This is a genomic window from Neoroseomonas eburnea, assembly GCF_018129005.1.
GTDB classification, from domain to species: domain Bacteria; phylum Pseudomonadota; class Alphaproteobacteria; order Acetobacterales; family Acetobacteraceae; genus Neoroseomonas; species Neoroseomonas eburnea.
This window is the reverse complement of sequence record NZ_JAAEDL010000014.1, coordinates 15,104-32,265: the sequence shown is the minus strand read 5'-3', so window position 1 is coordinate 32,265 and position 17,162 is coordinate 15,104. Positions and strand designations below refer to the sequence as shown.

General features: G+C 72.1%; 19 protein-coding genes. 9 read left to right on the top strand and 10 right to left on the bottom strand.

The genetic code is table 11. From position 1 onward, the window contains the following. Positions 1 to 112: 112 nt before the first annotated feature. Both lptE and holA read left to right on the top strand, forming a co-directional pair. A complete protein-coding gene (lptE, locus tag GXW74_RS14910) occupies positions 113 to 634 on the top strand; it encodes an LPS assembly lipoprotein LptE (protein ID WP_211847313.1) in 522 nt (173 codons plus the stop codon). 7 nt (positions 635 to 641) lie between these two features. Next, a complete protein-coding gene (gene holA / locus GXW74_RS14905; RefSeq protein ID WP_211847312.1) occupies positions 642 to 1,667 on the top strand; it encodes a DNA polymerase III subunit delta in 1,026 nt (341 codons plus the stop codon). A gap of 238 nt (positions 1,668 to 1,905) precedes the next feature. Here the strand turns inward: holA and GXW74_RS14900 are convergent, their stop codons facing one another. From GXW74_RS14900 to GXW74_RS14875, 6 genes are all read right to left on the bottom strand, one after another. Beyond that, positions 1,906 to 2,760: a ParB/RepB/Spo0J family partition protein gene (locus GXW74_RS14900; RefSeq protein ID WP_246523380.1), complete on the bottom strand. Its 855-nt coding sequence runs from the start codon at positions 2,758 to 2,760 to the stop codon at positions 1,906 to 1,908. Continuing rightward, positions 2,757 to 3,569: a ParA family protein gene (locus GXW74_RS14895; protein WP_211847311.1), complete on the bottom strand. Its 813-nt coding sequence runs from the start codon at positions 3,567 to 3,569 to the stop codon at positions 2,757 to 2,759. Before GXW74_RS14895 ends, GXW74_RS14900 begins: the two co-directional genes overlap by 4 nt. Then, positions 3,556 to 4,164, bottom strand: coding sequence for a 16S rRNA (guanine(527)-N(7))-methyltransferase RsmG (gene rsmG / locus GXW74_RS14890; protein ID WP_338148242.1), 609 nt, complete (start codon positions 4,162 to 4,164; stop codon positions 3,556 to 3,558). Before rsmG ends, GXW74_RS14895 begins: the two co-directional genes overlap by 14 nt. After that, positions 4,161 to 6,029: a tRNA uridine-5-carboxymethylaminomethyl(34) synthesis enzyme MnmG gene (gene mnmG / locus GXW74_RS14885; protein WP_211847310.1), complete on the bottom strand. Its 1,869-nt coding sequence runs from the start codon at positions 6,027 to 6,029 to the stop codon at positions 4,161 to 4,163. The genes rsmG and mnmG overlap by 4 nt, the downstream gene beginning before the upstream one ends. A 91-nt stretch (positions 6,030 to 6,120) precedes the next feature. Then, positions 6,121 to 7,440 carry a tRNA uridine-5-carboxymethylaminomethyl(34) synthesis GTPase MnmE gene (gene mnmE / locus GXW74_RS14880; RefSeq protein ID WP_211847309.1) on the bottom strand — a complete coding sequence of 440 codons (1,320 nt, stop codon included), beginning with the start codon at positions 7,438 to 7,440 and terminating at the stop codon, positions 6,121 to 6,123. 97 nt (positions 7,441 to 7,537) lie between these two features. Next, positions 7,538 to 7,891 carry a (2Fe-2S) ferredoxin domain-containing protein gene (locus GXW74_RS14875; protein WP_408903877.1) on the bottom strand — a complete coding sequence of 118 codons (354 nt, stop codon included), beginning with the start codon at positions 7,889 to 7,891 and terminating at the stop codon, positions 7,538 to 7,540. 139 nt (positions 7,892 to 8,030) lie between these two features. Between GXW74_RS14875 and GXW74_RS14870 the strand changes: the two genes are divergently transcribed. Then, positions 8,031 to 8,543, top strand: a complete 513-nt coding sequence (locus GXW74_RS14870; RefSeq protein ID WP_211847307.1) for a methylated-DNA--[protein]-cysteine S-methyltransferase — start codon at positions 8,031 to 8,033, stop codon at positions 8,541 to 8,543. Beyond that, complete coding sequence (locus GXW74_RS14865; RefSeq protein WP_211847306.1) at positions 8,540 to 9,514, top strand: quinone oxidoreductase family protein; 975 nt, start codon at positions 8,540 to 8,542, stop codon at positions 9,512 to 9,514. The genes GXW74_RS14870 and GXW74_RS14865 overlap by 4 nt, the downstream gene beginning before the upstream one ends. A 314-nt stretch (positions 9,515 to 9,828) precedes the next feature. Here GXW74_RS14865 and zigA read toward each other — a convergent pair whose 3' ends face one another. The 3 genes from zigA to GXW74_RS14850 all read right to left on the bottom strand — a co-directional run bounded on the left by zigA (position 9,829) and on the right by GXW74_RS14850 (position 12,128). After that, on the bottom strand, positions 9,829 to 11,031 hold the full coding sequence (gene zigA, locus GXW74_RS14860; protein ID WP_211847305.1) for a zinc metallochaperone GTPase ZigA: 1,203 nt from the start codon (positions 11,029 to 11,031) through the stop codon (positions 9,829 to 9,831). Next, on the bottom strand, positions 11,028 to 11,663 hold the full coding sequence (locus GXW74_RS14855) for a DUF1826 domain-containing protein (protein ID WP_211847304.1): 636 nt from the start codon (positions 11,661 to 11,663) through the stop codon (positions 11,028 to 11,030). The genes zigA and GXW74_RS14855 overlap by 4 nt, the downstream gene beginning before the upstream one ends. A 69-nt stretch (positions 11,664 to 11,732) precedes the next feature. Continuing rightward, complete coding sequence (locus GXW74_RS14850) at positions 11,733 to 12,128, bottom strand: zinc-ribbon domain-containing protein (RefSeq protein WP_211847303.1); 396 nt, start codon at positions 12,126 to 12,128, stop codon at positions 11,733 to 11,735. An 80-nt stretch (positions 12,129 to 12,208) separates the two neighbouring features. Here GXW74_RS14850 and GXW74_RS14845 point away from each other — a divergent pair, with 80 nt between their 5' ends. Genes GXW74_RS14845 through GXW74_RS14830 form a run of 4 tightly spaced genes read left to right on the top strand, consistent with a single transcriptional unit; the run spans position 12,209 to position 15,096 of the window. Continuing rightward, positions 12,209 to 12,883 (top strand): cell division ATP-binding protein FtsE, encoded by a 675-nt coding sequence (locus GXW74_RS14845; protein ID WP_211847302.1) that lies wholly within the window; start codon positions 12,209 to 12,211, stop codon positions 12,881 to 12,883. Further along, positions 12,876 to 13,733 (top strand): cell division FtsX domain-containing protein, encoded by an 858-nt coding sequence (locus GXW74_RS14840; protein WP_211847301.1) that lies wholly within the window; start codon positions 12,876 to 12,878, stop codon positions 13,731 to 13,733. The genes GXW74_RS14845 and GXW74_RS14840 overlap by 8 nt, the downstream gene beginning before the upstream one ends. After that, positions 13,730 to 14,365, top strand: coding sequence for a YdcF family protein (locus GXW74_RS14835; protein ID WP_338148241.1), 636 nt, complete (start codon positions 13,730 to 13,732; stop codon positions 14,363 to 14,365). The genes GXW74_RS14840 and GXW74_RS14835 overlap by 4 nt, the downstream gene beginning before the upstream one ends. After that, complete coding sequence (locus GXW74_RS14830; protein WP_211847300.1) at positions 14,362 to 15,096, top strand: lysophospholipid acyltransferase family protein; 735 nt, start codon at positions 14,362 to 14,364, stop codon at positions 15,094 to 15,096. The genes GXW74_RS14835 and GXW74_RS14830 overlap by 4 nt, the downstream gene beginning before the upstream one ends. A gap of 198 nt (positions 15,097 to 15,294) precedes the next feature. On the opposite strand, the gene GXW74_RS14825 is transcribed toward GXW74_RS14830, so the two are convergent. Next, complete coding sequence (locus tag GXW74_RS14825) at positions 15,295 to 15,870, bottom strand: gamma-glutamylcyclotransferase (protein ID WP_211847299.1); 576 nt, start codon at positions 15,868 to 15,870, stop codon at positions 15,295 to 15,297. Between the two features lie 59 nt (positions 15,871 to 15,929). On the opposite strand from GXW74_RS14825, the gene GXW74_RS14820 reads away from it, so the two are divergent. Further along, the gene (locus tag GXW74_RS14820) at positions 15,930 to 17,057 is read left to right on the top strand and encodes a DUF2125 domain-containing protein (protein WP_211847298.1); all 1,128 of its coding nucleotides are present in this window, start codon (positions 15,930 to 15,932) and stop codon (positions 17,055 to 17,057) included. The last annotated feature ends 105 nt before the right edge of the window (positions 17,058 to 17,162 follow it).

Below are 17,162 nucleotides of genomic sequence, written 5' to 3'. Positions count from 1 at the left end.
GGCGCGCCGCGGAGCAGGGCGCCGCCCTGCTCCGGACCTTTCCCCACCGCGGGCCGAAAGGCCCTCGGGACCCGACATCTTCGAAGGCCTCGAGGCATTTGGCCGGACGGGTTTGGGCAGGACGGAGCCCTCGCCGCGCCGGGCGGTCCTCGGGCTGCTCCTGCTCTCGGGTTGCGGGTTCCGGCCCCTGCACGGTCCTCGCGCCCCCGGCGCCACGGCACCGGGTCTGGAGACCGTTCGCGTCGGCCTGATCGTCGAGCGCAACGGGCAGCTCCTGCGCCGCCAGCTCGAGGAGCGGCTCGGTTCGGGCACGGGCGCCCCCGCGCGCTACGACCTGCGCGTCGGCCTGGCCTATGGCGTCGAGCTGCAGGGCTTCGCCCGCGATGGCACCCCAAGCCGGGTGCGCGTTACCGCCACGGCGAACTGGTTCCTCTATGACACCGCGGCCCCGCCCCGGCTGGTCGCCAATGGCGTCGAACGCAGCTTCGATGCCTACAACGTGCCGGAGAACCAGTTCTTCGCGGCGGAGGCGGCACGCGAGGCGACGGAACGTCGGCTGGTGGAGCAGCTCGCGGACGACATGGTCCGGCGGCTCGCGGTCCGCTTCGAGGCTGAGCGGACGCAGGCAGGCTGAGCGGCCGATGGCCAAGCTCGACGCGCGCCGGATCGCGGGCTTTCTGGCGGATCCCGGTGCGGTGCGGATCGTACTGATCCACGGCGAGGATGGCGGCCTGGTGCGCGAGCGCGGCGAGGCGCTGACCCGCGCGGTCGCCGGCGATGATCCCTTCCGCCTGGTGGAGATCCCGCGCGAGATGGCGGCGAAGGACGCGACGCTGCTCGCGGGCGAAGCCGGGACGCCGGCGCTGACCGGCGGAGGCCGTCTGGTGCGGGTGCGGGACGCTACGGATGGCCTCGCCAACGCCGCCAAGGCGGTGCTGGCCGGCAGGGGGCCGGGGATCGTGCTGCTCGAGGCCGGGACGCTCGACGGCCGCAAGGGGCTGCGCGCGGCGCTGGAGAAGGCCGGGCCCGAGGCGGCGGTGATCGCCTGCTACGCGGAGACCGGCGCGGCGCTGGAAACCGCCATCACCGCGCTGCTGCGGGAATTCGGCGTCTCCGCCGAGCCCTTGGCGGTCGCCTGGATGGCGCAGCGCCTCGGCGAGGACCGGCTGCTGATGCGGCGGGAATGCGAGAAGCTGGCGCTGTATGTCGGCGCCGGCGGTCGCGTGACGGAGGAGGACGCGCTGGCCTCGCTGGCGGAAGGGTCGGCGCTCGACCTGGACGCGGCATTGCTGGCAGCGACCGAGGGCGATGCACCGCGGGCGGACCGCGCCCTGGACGCGGCCTTTGCCGAGGGCGCGCATGCCGTTCAGGTGGTGCGCGGGGCGCTGCGCCACGTGCAGCGGCTGGAAGTCGCGGCGCAGGCCGTGGCCAAGGGCGCTGCGCCACGGGACGCGCTGGAAGGGTTGCGGCCGCCGGTCTTCTTCAAGAGCCGCCCTGCCTTCGAGCGCGCGCTGCGGATCTGGAAGCCGGAGATGCTGGCGGCGGCCGGCAGCGCTCTGCTGGAGGCGGAGCGGCTGACCAAGACCACCGGGACGCCGGACGAGGCGGTGGCACGGGCGGCGATCCTGGGGCTGGCGAGAGAGGCGGTGCGGGGCAGGCGAGGGTGAAGGCGGAGGGGCGCCGCCCCTCCGGACCACCCCGCCGAGGGCCGAAAGGACCTCGGAAACCGCTACCGGCGGCATGCCTTGAGGGCCCGGAGCATCGCCAGGCATGATCGCGGCGATCGTCAGAGGATCTGCCATTCTTCGTCAGTGATTCTGACGAGGCTGAACGGCCCTCTTGCCGAAGGTCCAGGAAGCTGAGTTTCCTGGCGGGGGAGCCCGAGGGGGTGGCGCCCCCTCGGCATCACCCTTCGGGATCGAGCAGTTTGAGCACCCCGTCGAGCTGGTCGAGGTCTCGGTAGGCGATCGTGACCTGCCCCCCTTTTCCGGTGGCCTTGATCGCGACCTTGAGCCCGATCCGTTCCGTCAGCCGCCGTTCCAGTGCTGCCGTGTCGGGGTCCTGCCGGGCAGCGCGCCGTGTCGTGGGATCGCGCGGCTGGGCCGCTGCCAGCGCCTCCGTCTGCCGCACTGACAGCCCGCGCACTGCGACGAGCATGGCGAGCTTCTCCGGATCATCCGCGCCGAGCAGGGCGCGCGCGTGGCCGGCGGAGAGTGTCCCCTGCCGCAGCATCTCCCGAACGCGTGCCGGCAGGTTAAGCAGGCGGAGGGTGTTGGCGACATGGCTGCGGGATTTGCCGACGGCCTGGCCGAGGCCTTCGTGCTTGAGGCCGAATTCCTCGATCAGCCGGGAGTAGCCTTCGGCTTCCTCGAGGGCGTTGAGGTCCTCGCGCTGGAGGTTCTCGACCAGGCCGGCGGCCATGGCGGCGCGATCGTCGAGGTCGCGGATGACGACCGGCACGTCGTGCAGCTTCGCCTGCTGTGCGGCGCGCCAGCGGCGTTCCCCGCCGAGGATCTCGAAGCGCCCTGTCGCACCCGGCTTGGGCCGCACGAGGATCGGCTGAAGGATGCCGTGTTCCTGGATGGAGGCCGCGAGCTCGGCGAGCCCGGCCGGGTCGGGCGTGGAGCGGGCCTGGAATGGGCCGGGTTCGAGTGCCTCGATCGGCAGCGTGCGCGGCGCAGCATTTGCCGTCGTCGCCGGAGCCTGGTTGTCGCCCATCAGGGCGGAGAGGCCCATGCCGAGCCGCGCGGGCTTCTTCATGCGGCGGATTTCCTCGCCTTGCGTTCGCGCCGCAGCAGTTCGGCTGCCAGGTCCACATAGGCCTGCGCGCCGGCGGAGCGGTGGTCGTAGAGGATCACCGGCAGCCCGTGGGACGGTGCTTCCGAGATGCGGACATTGCGCGGGATGATGGTCGTGTAGACCTTGTCCCCGAAAAAGGCGCGAACGTCGGCGGCGACGAGCTCCGAGAGGTTGTTCCGCCGATCGAACATCGTCAGCACGATGCCTTCGAGTTCAAGCGTCGGGTTCAGCACGCGCTTTACCCGGTCCACCGTGCGGGTGATCTGGGAGACGCCTTCGAGGGCGAAGAATTCGGTCTGTAGCGGCACCAGGACGGCGTTCGCCGCGACCAGGGCATTCAGCGTCAGCAGGCCGAGCGAGGGCGGGCAGTCGATCAGGATGATCTCGATGCCCGCAAGGGCGTCCGCCTGGGTTTCCAGCGCCTCGCGCAGGCGGCGTTCGCGGTGCTCGAGGCCGACGAGTTCGATCTCCGCGCCGGCGAGTTCCGGGTCGGCCGGCAGGAGGGTGAGGTTCGGGATCTTCGTCGGCCGCAGCAGCTCCGCCAGGCGCCGTTCCCCGGTGAGCAGCGCGTAGGATCCGGCGCCGCGGTCCTGGCGGGAGATGCCGAGGCCGGTAGAGGCGTTGCCCTGCGGGTCCATGTCGATGAGCAGGACGCGGCGCTTGGCGGCCAGCGCCGTGCCGAGGTTGATGGCAGTCGTGGTCTTGCCGACGCCGCCCTTTTGGTTGGCGAGGGCGATGATGCGGGGATGCGCGCGCTCAATGGCCGGCACGGCTGATCTCGCTCAGGCGAAGGATGGTGGCCTCGGGGTCCGTGCGGCTTGCGAACCGCTCCACGGTGAAGTGCCAGTCCGCGGCGGCGCTCGTCAACTCCTGCTCGGCCGTGCGGCCCTTCGGGAAGATGGCGATGCCACCGGGGGCGAGGAACTCCGCGGCATGGACGAGGAGTGCGGCGAGCGGCGCAAGTGCCCGCGCCGTGACTGCGGCGAGCGGCGGGAGGGCGGCCTGCTCGATGCGTGTCGCATGCACTTTCACTTTCGTCAGCTTCAGCGTGCCGGCGGCCTCGATCAGGAAGGCGGCCTTGCGCTTGTCCGACTCGACAAGGTGGATTTCGCGCTCCGGCATGGCGGCGGCGAGTACCAGCCCCGGCAGGCCGGCCCCGGAACCGAGGTCCGCGATCGGGCCTTCGGTCGGCAGCAGCGGCAGAAGCTGCAGGCTGTCCGCGATGTGCCGGCGATCGATGTCGGCGGCCGTCTTCGCCGCCACGAGGTTGATCGTCGCGTTCCAGCGCAGCAACAGGTCGCGATAGGCGGCGAGCAGCGCCTCCCGCGCCGGATCCGGCCCCACGGGCGGGATGGGGTGTTTCACGTGGAACGCACCCCGTCCCGGCGGAGAGCGACGGCCAACGCCGCGATGGCGGCGGGCGTGATTCCGGGCAGGCGCCCGGCCGACCCCAACGTAGCCGGGCGCGCCGCTGTCAGGCGCTGACGCATCTCGGAGGACAGGCCGGGGACGGCGCCGAAATCGAGATGGTCGGGGATGGGCATGCGCTCCTCCCGCTCGAGCAGGCGCATCTCCGCCTCCTGCCGCCGGAGATAGGGGGCGTAGAGCGCCTCTGCCTCAAGCTGCGCGCGCAGCGCCGGGGCGAGGTCCCGCAGCCAGGGAAAGACGCCGTCGACCGCCGGCGCATCGATGCCGGGCAGCGCCAGCACTTCCAGTACCGAACGCCGCTTGCCGTCCTGGTTCACGGCGATCCCGGCGGCGGCCAGGGCGGCCGGTGTCGTGCCGTCCGACCGTGCACGGGCCAGGGCATCCGCCAGCGCCGCGGCAAAGGCCCGATGGCGGGCGGATCGTGCGGGCCCCACGCAACCCCAGGCGATGCCCTTCCCGGTCAGGCGCAGCCCGGCATTGTCGGCCCGCAACACCAGCCGATGCTCCGCCCGCGCGGTCAGCATGCGGTAAGGCTCCGACACGCCGTGCAGTGTCAGGTCGTCCGCCAGCACGCCGATATAGGCCTCGCCGCGCGTCAGCACCCGATCCGGTGCGCCCCCCGAAGCGCGCTGCGCCGCGTTCAGCCCGGCCATCAGTCCCTGCGCCGCCGCTTCCTCGTAGCCGGTCGTGCCGTTGATCTGCCCGGCCAGGAACAGCCGTGGCACGGCGCGGACCTCAAGCGACGGCGACAGTGCCCGAGGATCCACATGGTCGTATTCGATCGCATAGCCGGGGCGGACGATCCGCGCCCGCTGCAACCCGGGCATGGAGGCGATCATCGCCGCCTGCACATCCTCCGGCAGGCTGGTGGAGATGCCGTTCGGATAGACCGTGTCGTCGTCGAGCCCCTCGGGCTCCAGGAAGACCTGGTGGCGTTCGCGATCGGCGAAGCGGACGACCTTGTCCTCGATCGAGGGGCAATAGCGCGGGCCCACCCCCTGGATGCGGCCGCCATAGACGGCGCTGTGATGGAGATTGGCGCGGATGACCGCATGGGTCTCGGGCGTCGTCGTGGTGATGCCGCAAACGACCTGGCGGTTGGTGATCCGTTCGGTCATCCAGGAAAGCGGCTCGGGTGGGTCATCGCCCGGCTGCGCCTCCAGTTCCCCCCAGGCGATGGTCCGGCCGTCGAGCCGCGGCGGGGTGCCGGTCTTCAGGCGGGCCAAGGGCAGGCCCAGCCGCTCGAAGGCCAGGGCCAGCCCGACCGCCGGCGCATCGCCGACACGGCCGGCGGGGATGCGCGTCTCGCCGATATGGATCTCGCCGCGCAGGAAGGTACCGGTCGTCACCACCAGCGCCCCGCAGGCGATCCGCCGCCCGTCGCCGGTGACGACCGCCACCACCCCGCGGTCCGGCGCGGTTTCGATCCCCTCCGCGGCAGCGGCGAGGATGGTGAGGCCGTCCTGCGCTTCCAGCAGGCCCCGCACTGCCGCGCGGTAGAGCCTCCGGTCAGCCTGCGCCCGCGGTCCGCGCACCGCCGGGCCCTTGGATCGGTTCAGCATCTTCACATGAATGGCGGCGGCATCGGCGGCACGGGCCATGATGCCGTCCAGGGCATCGACCTCCCGCACCAAATGGCCCTTGCCGACGCCGCCGATCGCCGGGTTGCAGGACATCTCGCCGATGGTCTCGACCTTGTGGGTCAGCAGCAGGGTGCGGGCGCCGCAGCGGGCGGCTGCGGCCGCAGCCTCGCAGCCGGCATGGCCGCCACCGACGACGACGACATCGAAGATGAAATCCATGGTGCGGCGGTATAAGGCAGACGGAAGGCGCGGGGGAGAGAACTCCCCCGCGAACCCCCTCCTTCTTTGCGACTCCGCCTTCGCAGACGGGCTATTTGCCGATGCAGAAGTCGCGGAAGATGACGTCGAGGACGTCCTCGACGCCGACCCGGCCGGTCAGGCGGCCAAGGGCGCGAAGGGCGGCGCGGAGCGCCTCCGACGCCAGTTCGGGCAGCAGCGCGGTCTCCGCTTCGGCGAGCCAGGCCGAGGCCTCGGTCAGCGCCGCACGATGCCGCGGCCGGGTCAGGACGGCGGCATCGGCCGCGCCGGCGAGGCGCCGGGCTTCCGCCTCCAGCCGCGTGCGCAGCGCCTCGAGTCCGGCGCCGGTCCGCGCGGAAACAGGCAAGGGCGCCACGCCGCCGATCTTTCCCGGAGCCGGGGCCAGGTCGACCTTGTTTGCCAGTACCACCGCGCCGGGTGTCACCCAGGCCAGGGTCTCCGCGTCCGGCGCGGTATCGGCGGCGAAGACGGCCAGCACCAGGTCGGCCTCCTCCGCCCGCCGGTGGGCGCGGCGGATGCCTTCCTGCTCGATTTCGTCGGCTGCCTCGCGGAGCCCGGCGGTATCGGCCAGCGTCACCGGCACGCCGGCGAGCGCCAGCCGCACCTCCACCACGTCCCGCGTCGTGCCGGCGCGGGCGGAGACGATCGCCGCATCCCGTCCCGCCAGGGCGTTCAGCAGGGACGACTTCCCCGCATTCGGCGCGCCCAGGATCGCGACCAGCACGCCTTCCCGCAGCCGCTCTCCCCGTCCGCCATCGGCCAGGTGCGCGACGATTTCGGCCCGGAGCGTCGCGGCGCCGTCGCGCGCCCGGTCGCCGAGGTCGGTCGGCAGGTCGTCCTCGGCGAATTCGATCGCCGCTTCCTGGTGCGCCAGCAGCCGGGTCAGCCGTTCCGACCAGGCGCCATAGAGCTTCGCCAGCGCGCCATCCGCCTGGCGCAGAGCCTGCCGCCGCTGTGCTTCTGTCTCGGCCGCGATCAGGTCGGCGATCCCCTCGGCGGCTGTCAGGTCCAACCGGCCGTTCAGGAAGGCGCGGCGGGTGAATTCCCCCGCCTCCGCCGGCCGAGCCCCCAGCGCCGCCAGGGCGCCGCCCACCGCGGCGATGACTGCCGGCCCGCCATGCAGGTGCAGTTCGGCCGAATCCTCCCCCGTGTAGGATTTTGGCCCGGGGAACCAGAGCACCAGGGCCTGGTCCAATGCGTCGCCGGTGGTGGGGTCCCGCAGCCATCGCAGGCTTGCCATTCGCGCGGTGGGCAGCCCGCCGGCCAGCCGGGCGATGATGCCCCGACTCTCCGCTCCGGAGACGCGCAGCACGGCGATGGCGCCGCGTCCGCCGCCGCTTGCCAGTGCGAAGATGGTGTCGGCCGCGGTCATTGCGTCGCACCTGGCCGATGGCCGGGTGCCCGGCCAGAAGAAGGAGGGGGTTCGGGGGAGTTCTCTCCCCCGACCTTCTGTTCCACGTGAAACACCCTTACCCCTTCGCCGGCACCACGTCCTTCTCGGTCAGCATCAACCGCCTGACCCGCCCCCCGCCGATGACGTGGACCTGCAGGATCTCCTCCACGTCATCGACGTTGGTCGGCCGGTACCAGATCCCCTCCGGGTAGATGACCATCGCCGGGCCGAATTCGCAGCGTTCCAGGCAGCCGGCGCTGTTGACGCGGATGTTCGGGATCTTCAGCTCCTTCGCGCGCGCCTTCATGTAGTCGCGCAGCTTCTCGGACCCGCGTGCCGCGCAGCAGCCGCGCGGATGGTTGTCGGGCCGCCGGTTGGTGCAGACGAAGACGTGTGCGGCGTAGAAGAGCGGCGGGTCGGCGTCGGTCACGCGGGCGGCTCCGGATGCAGGCTGCGGCAGCATGTAGCGGCCGTGCCCTGCCGCTCCAAGACGCACCCATGCGCGGGAATGAACACCAACGGCCGCCGCGCTTGACGGGACCCGCGGCCCGGTGTGGTGTCGCCGACCGATGCCGCAGCTATCCCTCCACACACCGCTCGGCGACCTCACTGTTTCAGAGGAGGACGGCGCCATCGTCGCCCTCGACTGGGGTCGTGGGCGAGACCAGGTCGAGACTCCGCTGCTCCGGCAGGCGCGGGACCAGCTTCACGACTATTTCGACGGGGCGCGGGCCGAATTCGATCTCCCCCTCGCCCCGCATGGTACGGCGTTCCAGCGCAAGGTCTGGGATGCGCTCTGCACCATCCCGTCCGGCGAGACGCGTTCCTACCTCGATATCGCGAAGCAGGTCGGCTGCCGCGCCCCGCGCGCCATTGGCCAGGCCAACGGTGCCAACCCCATCCCGATCCTGATTCCCTGCCACCGGGTGGTGGCGGCGGACGGCTCCCTCGGCGGCTATTCGGGCGGCGAGGGAGAGGCTACCAAGCGGTATCTCCTCGACCTCGAGCGCCGGGCGCTGGGGGACGGGCCACTCTTCACGGCCGCCAGCACGCGGGCCAAGCGACGGACCAGGACTTCATGACCCACGCCATCCGCATCCACGAGACCGGCGGCCCCGAGAAGATGGTCTGGGAGGACATCCCCCTCCCCGCGCCCAAGCCCGGGGAGGCGCTGGTCCGCCACAAGGCCGTCGGCCTGAATTTCATCGACGTCTATTTCCGCACCGGCCTCTACAAGGCGCCCTCCCTGCCCGCGATCATCGGCATGGAGGGTTCGGGCATCGTCGAGGCGGTCGGCGAAGGCGTCACCGAGGTCGCGCCGGGCGACCGGGTCGCCTATGCCACCGCCCCGATCGGTGCCTATGCCGAGGCGCGCTGCATCAAGGCCGACCGCCTGGTGAAGCTGCCCGAAGCCATTCCCTTCGAGCAGGGCGCCGCGATGATGCTGCAGGGCATGACCGCTGCCTTCCTCATCAAGAAGTGCTACCCGGTGCAGTCTGGCCAGACGGTGCTGGTGCATGCGGCGGCCGGCGGTGTCGGCCTGATCATGTGCCAGTGGCTGAAGCACCTCGGCTGCACCGTGATCGGTGTGGTCAGCACCGAGGAGAAGGCCGCGCTGGCCAAGGCCCATGGCGCCGCTCACGTGCTGCTGACAAAGGACGACGTGCCGGCCCGGGTGAAGGACATCACCGGCGGCGCCATGCTGCCCGTGGTCTTCGACAGCGTCGGGCGTGACACCTTCAATACCTCGCTCGATTGCCTGGCGCCCTTCGGGATGATGGTGTCCTACGGCAATGCCTCGGGCCCGGTGGCGATCCCCGACCTCGGCATCCTGGCGGCCAAGGGTTCGCTCTATGTCACGCGCCCCACGCTCGCGACCTACACCGCGAAGCGCGAGGATCTGATCGACCGCGCCAACGACCTTTTCGAGGTGGTCGGTTCCGGCGCCGTGAAGATCCGTGTCAACCAGACCTTCGCGCTGAAGGACGCGGCAGACGCCCATCGCGCGCTTGAAGCGCGTCAGACGACCGGCAGCACCGTTCTCCTGCCCTGATGCCGGGGCCCTGGGGGCGGAGGAAAGTCGGAGGGGCGCGCTCCTCCAGAGGCCACTCCGCCGCGGGTTCCCATTGCCGATGCCTTGCATCTGAACCGGCCCTGATCGGCCGAACGGCTTCTCGAAACCACCATCCGGCGCCGCGCTCTGCGGTTGGGATTGGTGCCGAAACCCGCGCCCGCGCGCGCCGGAACACCAGCGGTGCCCAGCACCAGGCAATGGTTCCCAAAGGCCTTTCGGCCTTTGGTGGGGTGGCCCGGAGGGGCAAAGCCCCTTCGGCCTGCATGCCGCCGGCGAGGCGCCCCTAACCTAACCTAACCTTCCCGCCAGCCCGGAAACGGATCCGCCAGCTTCGCCCAACCCTCCGCCCCCGCCGTCATCTCCGCCTCCGTCAGCAGGCAGGCGTCGAGGTCCTGCCGCAACCCGGCCTCGTCCATCCCCACCCCGATGAAGACGATCTCCTGCCGCCGATCCCCCCAGGGTTCCTGCCATTGGGACGCGACCATGGCACGCCAGTCGGGATCGTCCGGCCACTGGCTCCGCGGCTGCGCCGCCCACCAGAACCCGGCCGGCTCGTGCTGCCCGATGCGCCCGGCGAGCTGCCATTCCCCCGCCCAGGCGAGCCGCGTCGCCAGCCAGAAGAATCCCTTCGCCCGCACCACTCCTGGCAGGTCGCCCTCGATCAGCCGCTTGAACCGCGCCGGATGCAGCGGTCGCCGTGCACGCCAGACGAAGGACCGGATGCCGAATTCCTCGCTCTCCGGCAAATGGTGTCCCGACAGCGCCTGGATCCAGCCCGCGGCCTGGCGCGCCGCGTCGAAGTCGAACAGCCCGGTGTCGAGCACACGCGAAAGCGGTACCTGCCCGCGGATGCTCGCCACGATCTCGGCGCGCGGATTGAAGGTCGCGATGATGCCGCCGAGCCGGCGCAGCTCCTCCTCCGGCACCAGGTCCGCCTTGTTCAGCACGATGACGTCGGCGAACTCCACCTGTTCGACCAGGAGATCGACCAGCAGCCGCGTATCGCCCTCCCCCGTCGTCTCGCCGCGCTTCACCAGGGTGTCGGCCGAGGCGTAGTCCTCGAGCCAGGCCTTGGCATCCACCACCGTCACCATGGTGTCGAGCCGTGCGAGGTCGGCAAGCGAGAAGCCATCTTCGGTACGGAAGTCGAAGGTGGCGGCGACGGGCATGGGCTCGCTGATGCCGGTGCTCTCGATCAGCAATGCGTCGAAGCGGCCTTCCCGCGCGAGCGCCGCAACCTCCTGCATCAGATCCTCGCGCAGGGTGCAGCAGATGCAGCCGTTGGACATTTCCACCAGTCGCTCCTCGGTGCGGGAGAGCGTGCCGGCATTGCCGATCAGCGCCGCGTCGATGTTCACCTCGCTCATGTCGTTGACGATGACGGCGACGCGCCGCCGCTCGCGGTTCGCCAGCACGTGGTTGAGCAGCGTGGTCTTCCCGGCGCCGAGGAAGCCCGAGAGCACCGTCACCGGCAGGCGATGGTCGGTCCTGGTCATTGGAAGATCCCGGCTTCGTCGATGCAGAGCAGGAGCCGTGCCCGCCGCGGTTCGGGCAGGCGGGAGACCGGCGGAGAGCGGTGCAGGCAGCCGGTGGGCGGTGGCGGGTCGTGGCGGCTGCCCTTGAGCAGCGCCACCGAGCAAGGCGGCGCCTGGTGTGGCGTGCGACAGTCCGGCCCGCACATCGTCCATTGCGTGCCGGCGCCGCGATAGGTGCAGAGAAGGCGCAGCCCGACCGCATCCGTGTGGAAGCGGCGGCAGGCATCATGCGTCACGCCATCCAGCCGGACGCGCACGCGGTCCTGCCCGGTCATGGAGGCGAAGATCCGTGCGAGCAGTGTCATGTCTGCCGCCAGCTCGACCGGCACAGGCAGGCCGAGCGCGGCGAGCACGCCGTCCACGGCCGCCTTGGGGCTGTCCTCGCGGGCAGCGCGGAAGGGGGCGGCGGCCAGCAGCGGCGCGGTCAGCCGGCGCCACCCCGCCGGCTCCGGTCGCAGCCAGAGGGCGAGGGCGACCTCGGGGCGCAGGATCTCGAGCAGCACTGCCTGATCGTCGCTTGCGGTGGCGCAGGCGGCCGTGCCCACCCAGGTCGGCCCGGAGTCGGGCGGAAACACCTCGCAGAGAAAGGACATGCGGCAGGCTCCAGGAGAGAATGCAATGTTATAATATTGCATTCTCAGCCCCGCCAAAACCCCCCCTCTTCAGCCAAGCCCGATCGCGCCGAAGAGGCGCGTCGCCGGCGGCCACGCCGTCATGACCGAGCTGCGGAACATCACCAGTGCGACCGCGGCGCCCACCACGACGACCAGCGACGCCACCCAGGCCCTGATCAGCGCGCGATCCGTCTTCGGCTCGGCGGCGATCGGTGGCCGTGGCCCCATGGGCGGCAGCGGGACCGCCGTCGGCGCGGGTTCGGCGTCGCGCGCCGGGGACGGCAGAGCTGGCGGCGGCCGAGGCGCCTCGGCGGCGGGCGGTTCCGCATGCGGCAGCGGGAACACCGCCGCGCAGCGCGAACAGCGCAACGTACGCGCGGCCCCGGCGAGCAGCCGGTCCGGCACATCATATTCGGTTGAGCAGGAAGGGCAGGCGATGCGCATCGAGCACGCATCCTCGACCGCCGCGCCGCTGACGGCAAGCAGCGGTTGAGGCGCGACGCCGGGGCGGGCACAACAGGCCGATGGTGCGATTCAGCCGCGTGGCCCTGGCCTACCCGGATCCGCGCGGACGCGGCGGAACCGAAGTGCTGCGCGACATTTCCTTCACCCTGGGCGAAGGGTCCTTCACCTGGATCCTCGGCCCTTCCGGCGCGGGCAAGACCTCGGTGCTGCGCCTGATGCAGGCTGCGTTGCGCCCGACCCAGGGGGAGGTGGAACTGCTCGGCATCCCGCTCTCCGGCGCGCGTCGGCGGGACCTGCCGCCGCTGCGCCGCCGCATCGGCGTGGTCCATCAGGAATTCCGCCTGCTCGCGCATCTTTCGGCCTGGGACAACATCGCGCTGCCGCTGCGCCTCGCCGGCACCGCGGAGTCGACCGTCCGCAACGACGTCGCCGAGCTGCTCGACTGGATGGGACTCGCCGGCAAGGAGGAACGCCGGCCGGCGGAGCTCTCGGGCGGCGAACAGCAGCGCCTGACCATCGCCCGCGCCGTGGTGACGCGCCCTGCCCTGCTGGTGGCGGACGAGCCGACCTCGGAGCTCGACGCCCGCCAGGCTCGCCGCACCCTCGCCCTGCTTGCCGAGATGAACCGCCAGGGCACGATCGTGGTGGTCGCCACGCATTCCGAGGATCTCCCCGCGCGCCACCCGGCGCGCATGCTGGCGCTCGAGGGCGGGCGGCTGGTGTCGGATGGCTGAACCCCGGCGCCGCTTGGCCCGCGACCCGCTCGGCCTGCGCAAAGCGCTGGCGGACCGGCTGCTGATCGGCATGGTGGCGGCGATGGCGCTGCTTGCCGCGCTGGCCCTGGCGGGGCGGGGCGGCGCCGAGCGGCTGGCGCAGCGCTGGCGGGAGGGCGCCCAGGCCGCGGTGACGGTGCAGATCCCGCAGCCGGATGTGGCGCGGATGGAACGGGCGCTCGCCATTCTTCGCGCCATGCCGGAGGTGGCCGGTGCCGAAGCGGTGGACCCCGCCCGCATGGCAGAGCTGCTGCGCCCCTGGCTGGGCGGCGCGCAGTCGCTGCCGCTGCCCGGCGTGATCGAGCTGCGCCTCGCTGATCTCTCCGCCGATCCCGTGCTGATCGGCGATCGCGTGGCCGAGGAAGTGCCCGGCGCGGTCACGGAAGCGCACGGCATCTGGGTCGCGCACCTCTCGGCGCTGGCCGCCGCGGTGCAGGGCGTGGCGCTGGCGGTGCTCGCACTCGTCGCCGCCGTCAGCGCGGCGGTGGTGGCGGTGGCGGTGCGCGCGGGTCTCTCGGCGCGACGCGACGCGGTGCTGGTGCTGCATGGCCTCGGCGCCACGGATGCCGAGGTCGCCGGGCGCTTCGCCCGCCGCGCCGCCTATCTCGCCGGCGTGGGCGGTGCCCTGGGCACGGCGCTCGCGTTGCCGGCGCTGGCGGGGCTGGTGCGGCTCGCGGGGCCGTTGGCCGGGGCGACATCCTGGCATGCCCTGCCCTGGCTCGACCTCGCCGCCGTGCCGCTGGCGGCGGCCGCCGTCGGCTGGGTCGCCACCCAGGCCTCGGTGAGGCTGTGGCTGCGGCGCCTGCCGTGAGCGACACGCCGCCGTCGCGTAGCCGCCCCGCGCGGCGTGTCGCCATCGGGGCTGCGGCGCTCCTGTCCCTTGCCCTGGTGGTGGGTTTCGCCGCCTTTCTCGTCGCCGTGCTCGATCCGCCGGCGCCTTCGGCGGCGGAGACCGACGGCATCGTGGTGCTGACCGGCGGCAGCGAGCGCGTTGCCACGGGCTTCCGCCTGCTCGCCGAGGGTAGCGCGCGACGCATGCTGATCTCCGGCGCGCATCCGGAGGCCGGTCTCGCCGAGATCGCCACCGCGGCCGGCGTCGACCCCGCGCGCTTCGCCGGGCGCGTCACCATCGGCCACGCCGCCGCCAGCACCCGCGGCAACGCCGCCGAGGCCGCCGCCTGGGTCCGTGGGGAAGAAGCGCGCTCGCTGCGTATCGTCACCGCCGGCTACCACATGCCGCGCGCCATGCTGGAGCTGCGCCGCGCCCTGCCGAGGACGGAACTGGTGCCGCACCCGGTGCCCTCCGCCGTGCTGCGGGCGCCGGGCGCGTTGCGACGACCGGCGGTATGGGCCCTTCTGCTCGGCGAGTACGGGCGCTACCTGCTGGCGCGGGCGGGGCTCTCGGGCCTCGTCGCGACCAGACGGGAGATGCGCGACCTGTGACCTTCCTGCGTTCCGCCGTGTTCAACGCGCTGTTCCTCGGCGGCAGCGCGATGATGGCGATAGCCGCGCTGCCGCTGCTGCTGGCGCCGCCGTCCTGGATGATCGCCTATGTCCGCGCCTGGGCGCGCGGCGTGGTCGCGCTGTTGCGCGCGGTCTGCGGCATCCGGCTGGAGGTGTCGGGGCTCGAGCACATCCCGCCGCAGGGGGCGATCATCGCCGCCAAGCACCAATCGGCCTTCGACACGGTGGTGTGGCTGATGCTGCTGCCGGCACCGGTCTACGTGCTGAAGCAGGAGCTGCTGTCGATCCCGGTCTGGGGCCTGCTGGCGCGTCGTTGCGGGCATGTGGCGGTGGATCGGAAGGGCGGCGCCTCCGCGCTGAAGGCCATGGTGCGGGCGGCGCAGGCGGCGCTCGGCGCGGGCCGGCCGGTGGTGATCTTCCCCGAGGGCACGCGCACCGCCCCCGGGGAACGCGTGCCGTACCAGCCGGGCGTGGCCGCGCTGGCGCTGGCGACCGGCGCGCCGCTGGTGCCGGTTGCCACGGATAGCGGGCTCACCTGGGGCCGCCGGGCATTCCACAAGCGACGGGGCTGCATCCACGTCTCCGTGCTGCCGCCGCTACCGTCCGGACTGCCGCGGGGGGCCATGATGGCAAGGCTGCAGGAAGTGATCGAACGCGAAAGCGATCGTTTGGCCTCCTTATCCGGCCTTGTGGATAAGTCTGGGGAATAGCCCTGCGGAAAAATTCAATGGATGGGTCAGGAGGGCCACCCAATCCATTGAAACAGCATCGTTTTCTACGGCCTCTCAACTGCTGTGGATAAGCCGCCGCAGACATGTGCGTTGTGGTTGCGGAACAAGAGGGGGCTGACGAGCCTCAGCGACCCATCGCCGCCCGACGCGCTGGGATGTGCGCCGCCCCGGCGAGGATCACTCCGCCGGCAAGAGCGCGGCGATCCGGTCGAGCCCGGCATCGCGCACACCCATCTGATTCAGGTGTCGCAACGTGTTGAGCAGGTAGTCGCGGTTCGGACCCATCTGCCCATGCCCCGCCGCGATCGCCGCGGCTGCGCGGTCGGGCGGAAGGCGGCCGACATAGAGCCGGCAACCGCGGTTCGCGACATAGGCCGCGGCGCGCACCATCCGTCCGGAATCAAGCAGGCGCAGCGGCAGCATGCGGCGGAAATAGACCTGCTCCGCCCCATCCGGCAGCTCGCGGTCGTCGAGATAGGCGAGCACCTCGGCCGCCTCCGTGGCCGCCACACGAAAGGCAAGGCCGCGGCAGGCGCCGCCGCGATCGAGCCCGAGCACGAGGCCTGGCCGTTCGGGCGTGCCGCGGTAGCGGTGCGACCACAGGCAGAAGCGGCGATGAAAGCCGCGCAGCAGCGCCGGATGCGCCGCCGCATGCACGAAGCCCGGCCGCCAGATCAGCGAACCATAGGCGAAAACGTAGAGGTGCCCGTCGGCATCGAGGATGTCGTGCCGCTCGGCGATGTGATGGTGCATGCGGGGCCCCGCCCCGCGTGGCGTCGCGCCACGGCGGGCGCGGCGCTATACCGTCGCGCGTGACCGCCGCCAAGACGCCGCCCCCCCGCCCCCGAAGGCTCTTCCGCCGCACCGCGCTCGGGCTGGTCTCCACCCTGGCCGCGCTGCTGCTGGCGCATGGTCTCGCCTGGCGCTGGATGACCGGGGCCCTCGCCGTCGGCTTCTCGGACTGGGCGACGATGCGCCGCGCCCAGGGATGGGAGATCGAACACGAACTGCCCTATCGCGGCGGCTGGCCTTTCGCTGCCCGCCTGACCGTCCCCGGACTGCGCGTTGCCGGCCGCAGCGCCGCCCTGCCGGATGACTTCGGGTTCGATGCACCGGAGTTCGTGCTGCAGATCGCCCCGCCGCGCCTCGATCGCCTGGTGTTGACGATGCCGGGCGAACTGCGGCTGCGGCTGGGCAATGCCGAGATCCTGCTCGGTGCGGAGCGGCTGGAAGCGACGCTGGCTCTCGAGCCGGGTCTGCCGCCGCGCGCGCTGGATGTGCTGGCCGAGCGCCTGCGCGCGACGACACCCGAGGGACCCTTCGAGGCGCAGCGCGTCGCGGCTGCGCTGTCGGCCCGGAGCGGCATGGCCGATGCGGAGCCGATCGTCATGTTGGAGGCGGCGGCCGAGGGCGTGATGCTGCCGCCTGCCCCGGCCTCCCCGGCGCTGGCGGCCTTCGGGCGGCATGTCGAGCAGGCGCGGCTGGAAGCGGTGCTGACCGGCCCCTTGCCCTTGCCCGGCGCGCTGCCCGCCTACGGGCCGGCGGCGGTCGCCGCGGCCTGGCGCGATGCCGGCGGTGCGGTCGAGCTGCGCCGCATGTCGCTGCGCTGGGGGACCCTGGTGGGCGAGGGGGAAATGAGGGTGACGCTCGATCCCGCCCTGCAGCCTGCGGCGGCGGGCACGCTGCGGCTGAGCGACGCGCCGGCGGCGCTGGAATCGATGGCCGCGGCGGGCGTCATCACGCGCGGCGCCGCACGCACCGCGCAGGGCATCGCCACGCTGCTCGGGCGCGTGCCCGAAGGCGGTCGCGTACCGCAGGTGGAGTTGCCGCTGATGGTCGCCAACGGCACCGTCGCCCTCGCACGCATTCCGCTGCTGCGCCTTGCGCCGCTCGCCTGGCCCGATGCCGCCGTGCCGCAGCGGGCGATGTCGCCGCGCTGAATCGCGCGCGGCATGCGCAAGCGCGCCGGTTGTCGGCACGGCCTCCATATCGTCCACCCCACGAAAAACTAACGCAGCGTGAGCGCAATCTGTCGTTTTTCGCGC

Coding starts and splice junctions, on each gene's coding strand:
- holA (WP_211847312.1), top strand. CDS start 642: ATGGCCAAGCTCGACGCGCGCCGGATCGCGGGCTTTCTGGCGGATCCC.
- GXW74_RS14900 (WP_246523380.1), bottom strand. CDS start 2,760: ATGAAGAAGCCCGCGCGGCTCGGCATGGGCCTCTCCGCCCTGATGGGC.
- mnmG (WP_211847310.1), bottom strand. CDS start 6,029: ATGGATTTCATCTTCGATGTCGTCGTCGTCGGTGGCGGCCATGCCGGC.
- mnmE (WP_211847309.1), bottom strand. CDS start 7,440: ATGACCGCGGCCGACACCATCTTCGCACTGGCAAGCGGCGGCGGACGC.
- GXW74_RS14870 (WP_211847307.1), top strand. CDS start 8,031: ATGCCGCAGCTATCCCTCCACACACCGCTCGGCGACCTCACTGTTTCA.
- GXW74_RS14865 (WP_211847306.1), top strand. CDS start 8,540: ATGACCCACGCCATCCGCATCCACGAGACCGGCGGCCCCGAGAAGATG.
- zigA (WP_211847305.1), bottom strand. CDS start 11,031: ATGACCAGGACCGACCATCGCCTGCCGGTGACGGTGCTCTCGGGCTTC.
- GXW74_RS14855 (WP_211847304.1), bottom strand. CDS start 11,663: ATGTCCTTTCTCTGCGAGGTGTTTCCGCCCGACTCCGGGCCGACCTGG.
- GXW74_RS14850 (WP_211847303.1), bottom strand. CDS start 12,128: ATGCGCATCGCCTGCCCTTCCTGCTCAACCGAATATGATGTGCCGGAC.
- GXW74_RS14845 (WP_211847302.1), top strand. CDS start 12,209: ATGGTGCGATTCAGCCGCGTGGCCCTGGCCTACCCGGATCCGCGCGGA.
- GXW74_RS14840 (WP_211847301.1), top strand. CDS start 12,876: ATGGCTGAACCCCGGCGCCGCTTGGCCCGCGACCCGCTCGGCCTGCGC.
- GXW74_RS14825 (WP_211847299.1), bottom strand. CDS start 15,870: ATGCACCATCACATCGCCGAGCGGCACGACATCCTCGATGCCGACGGG.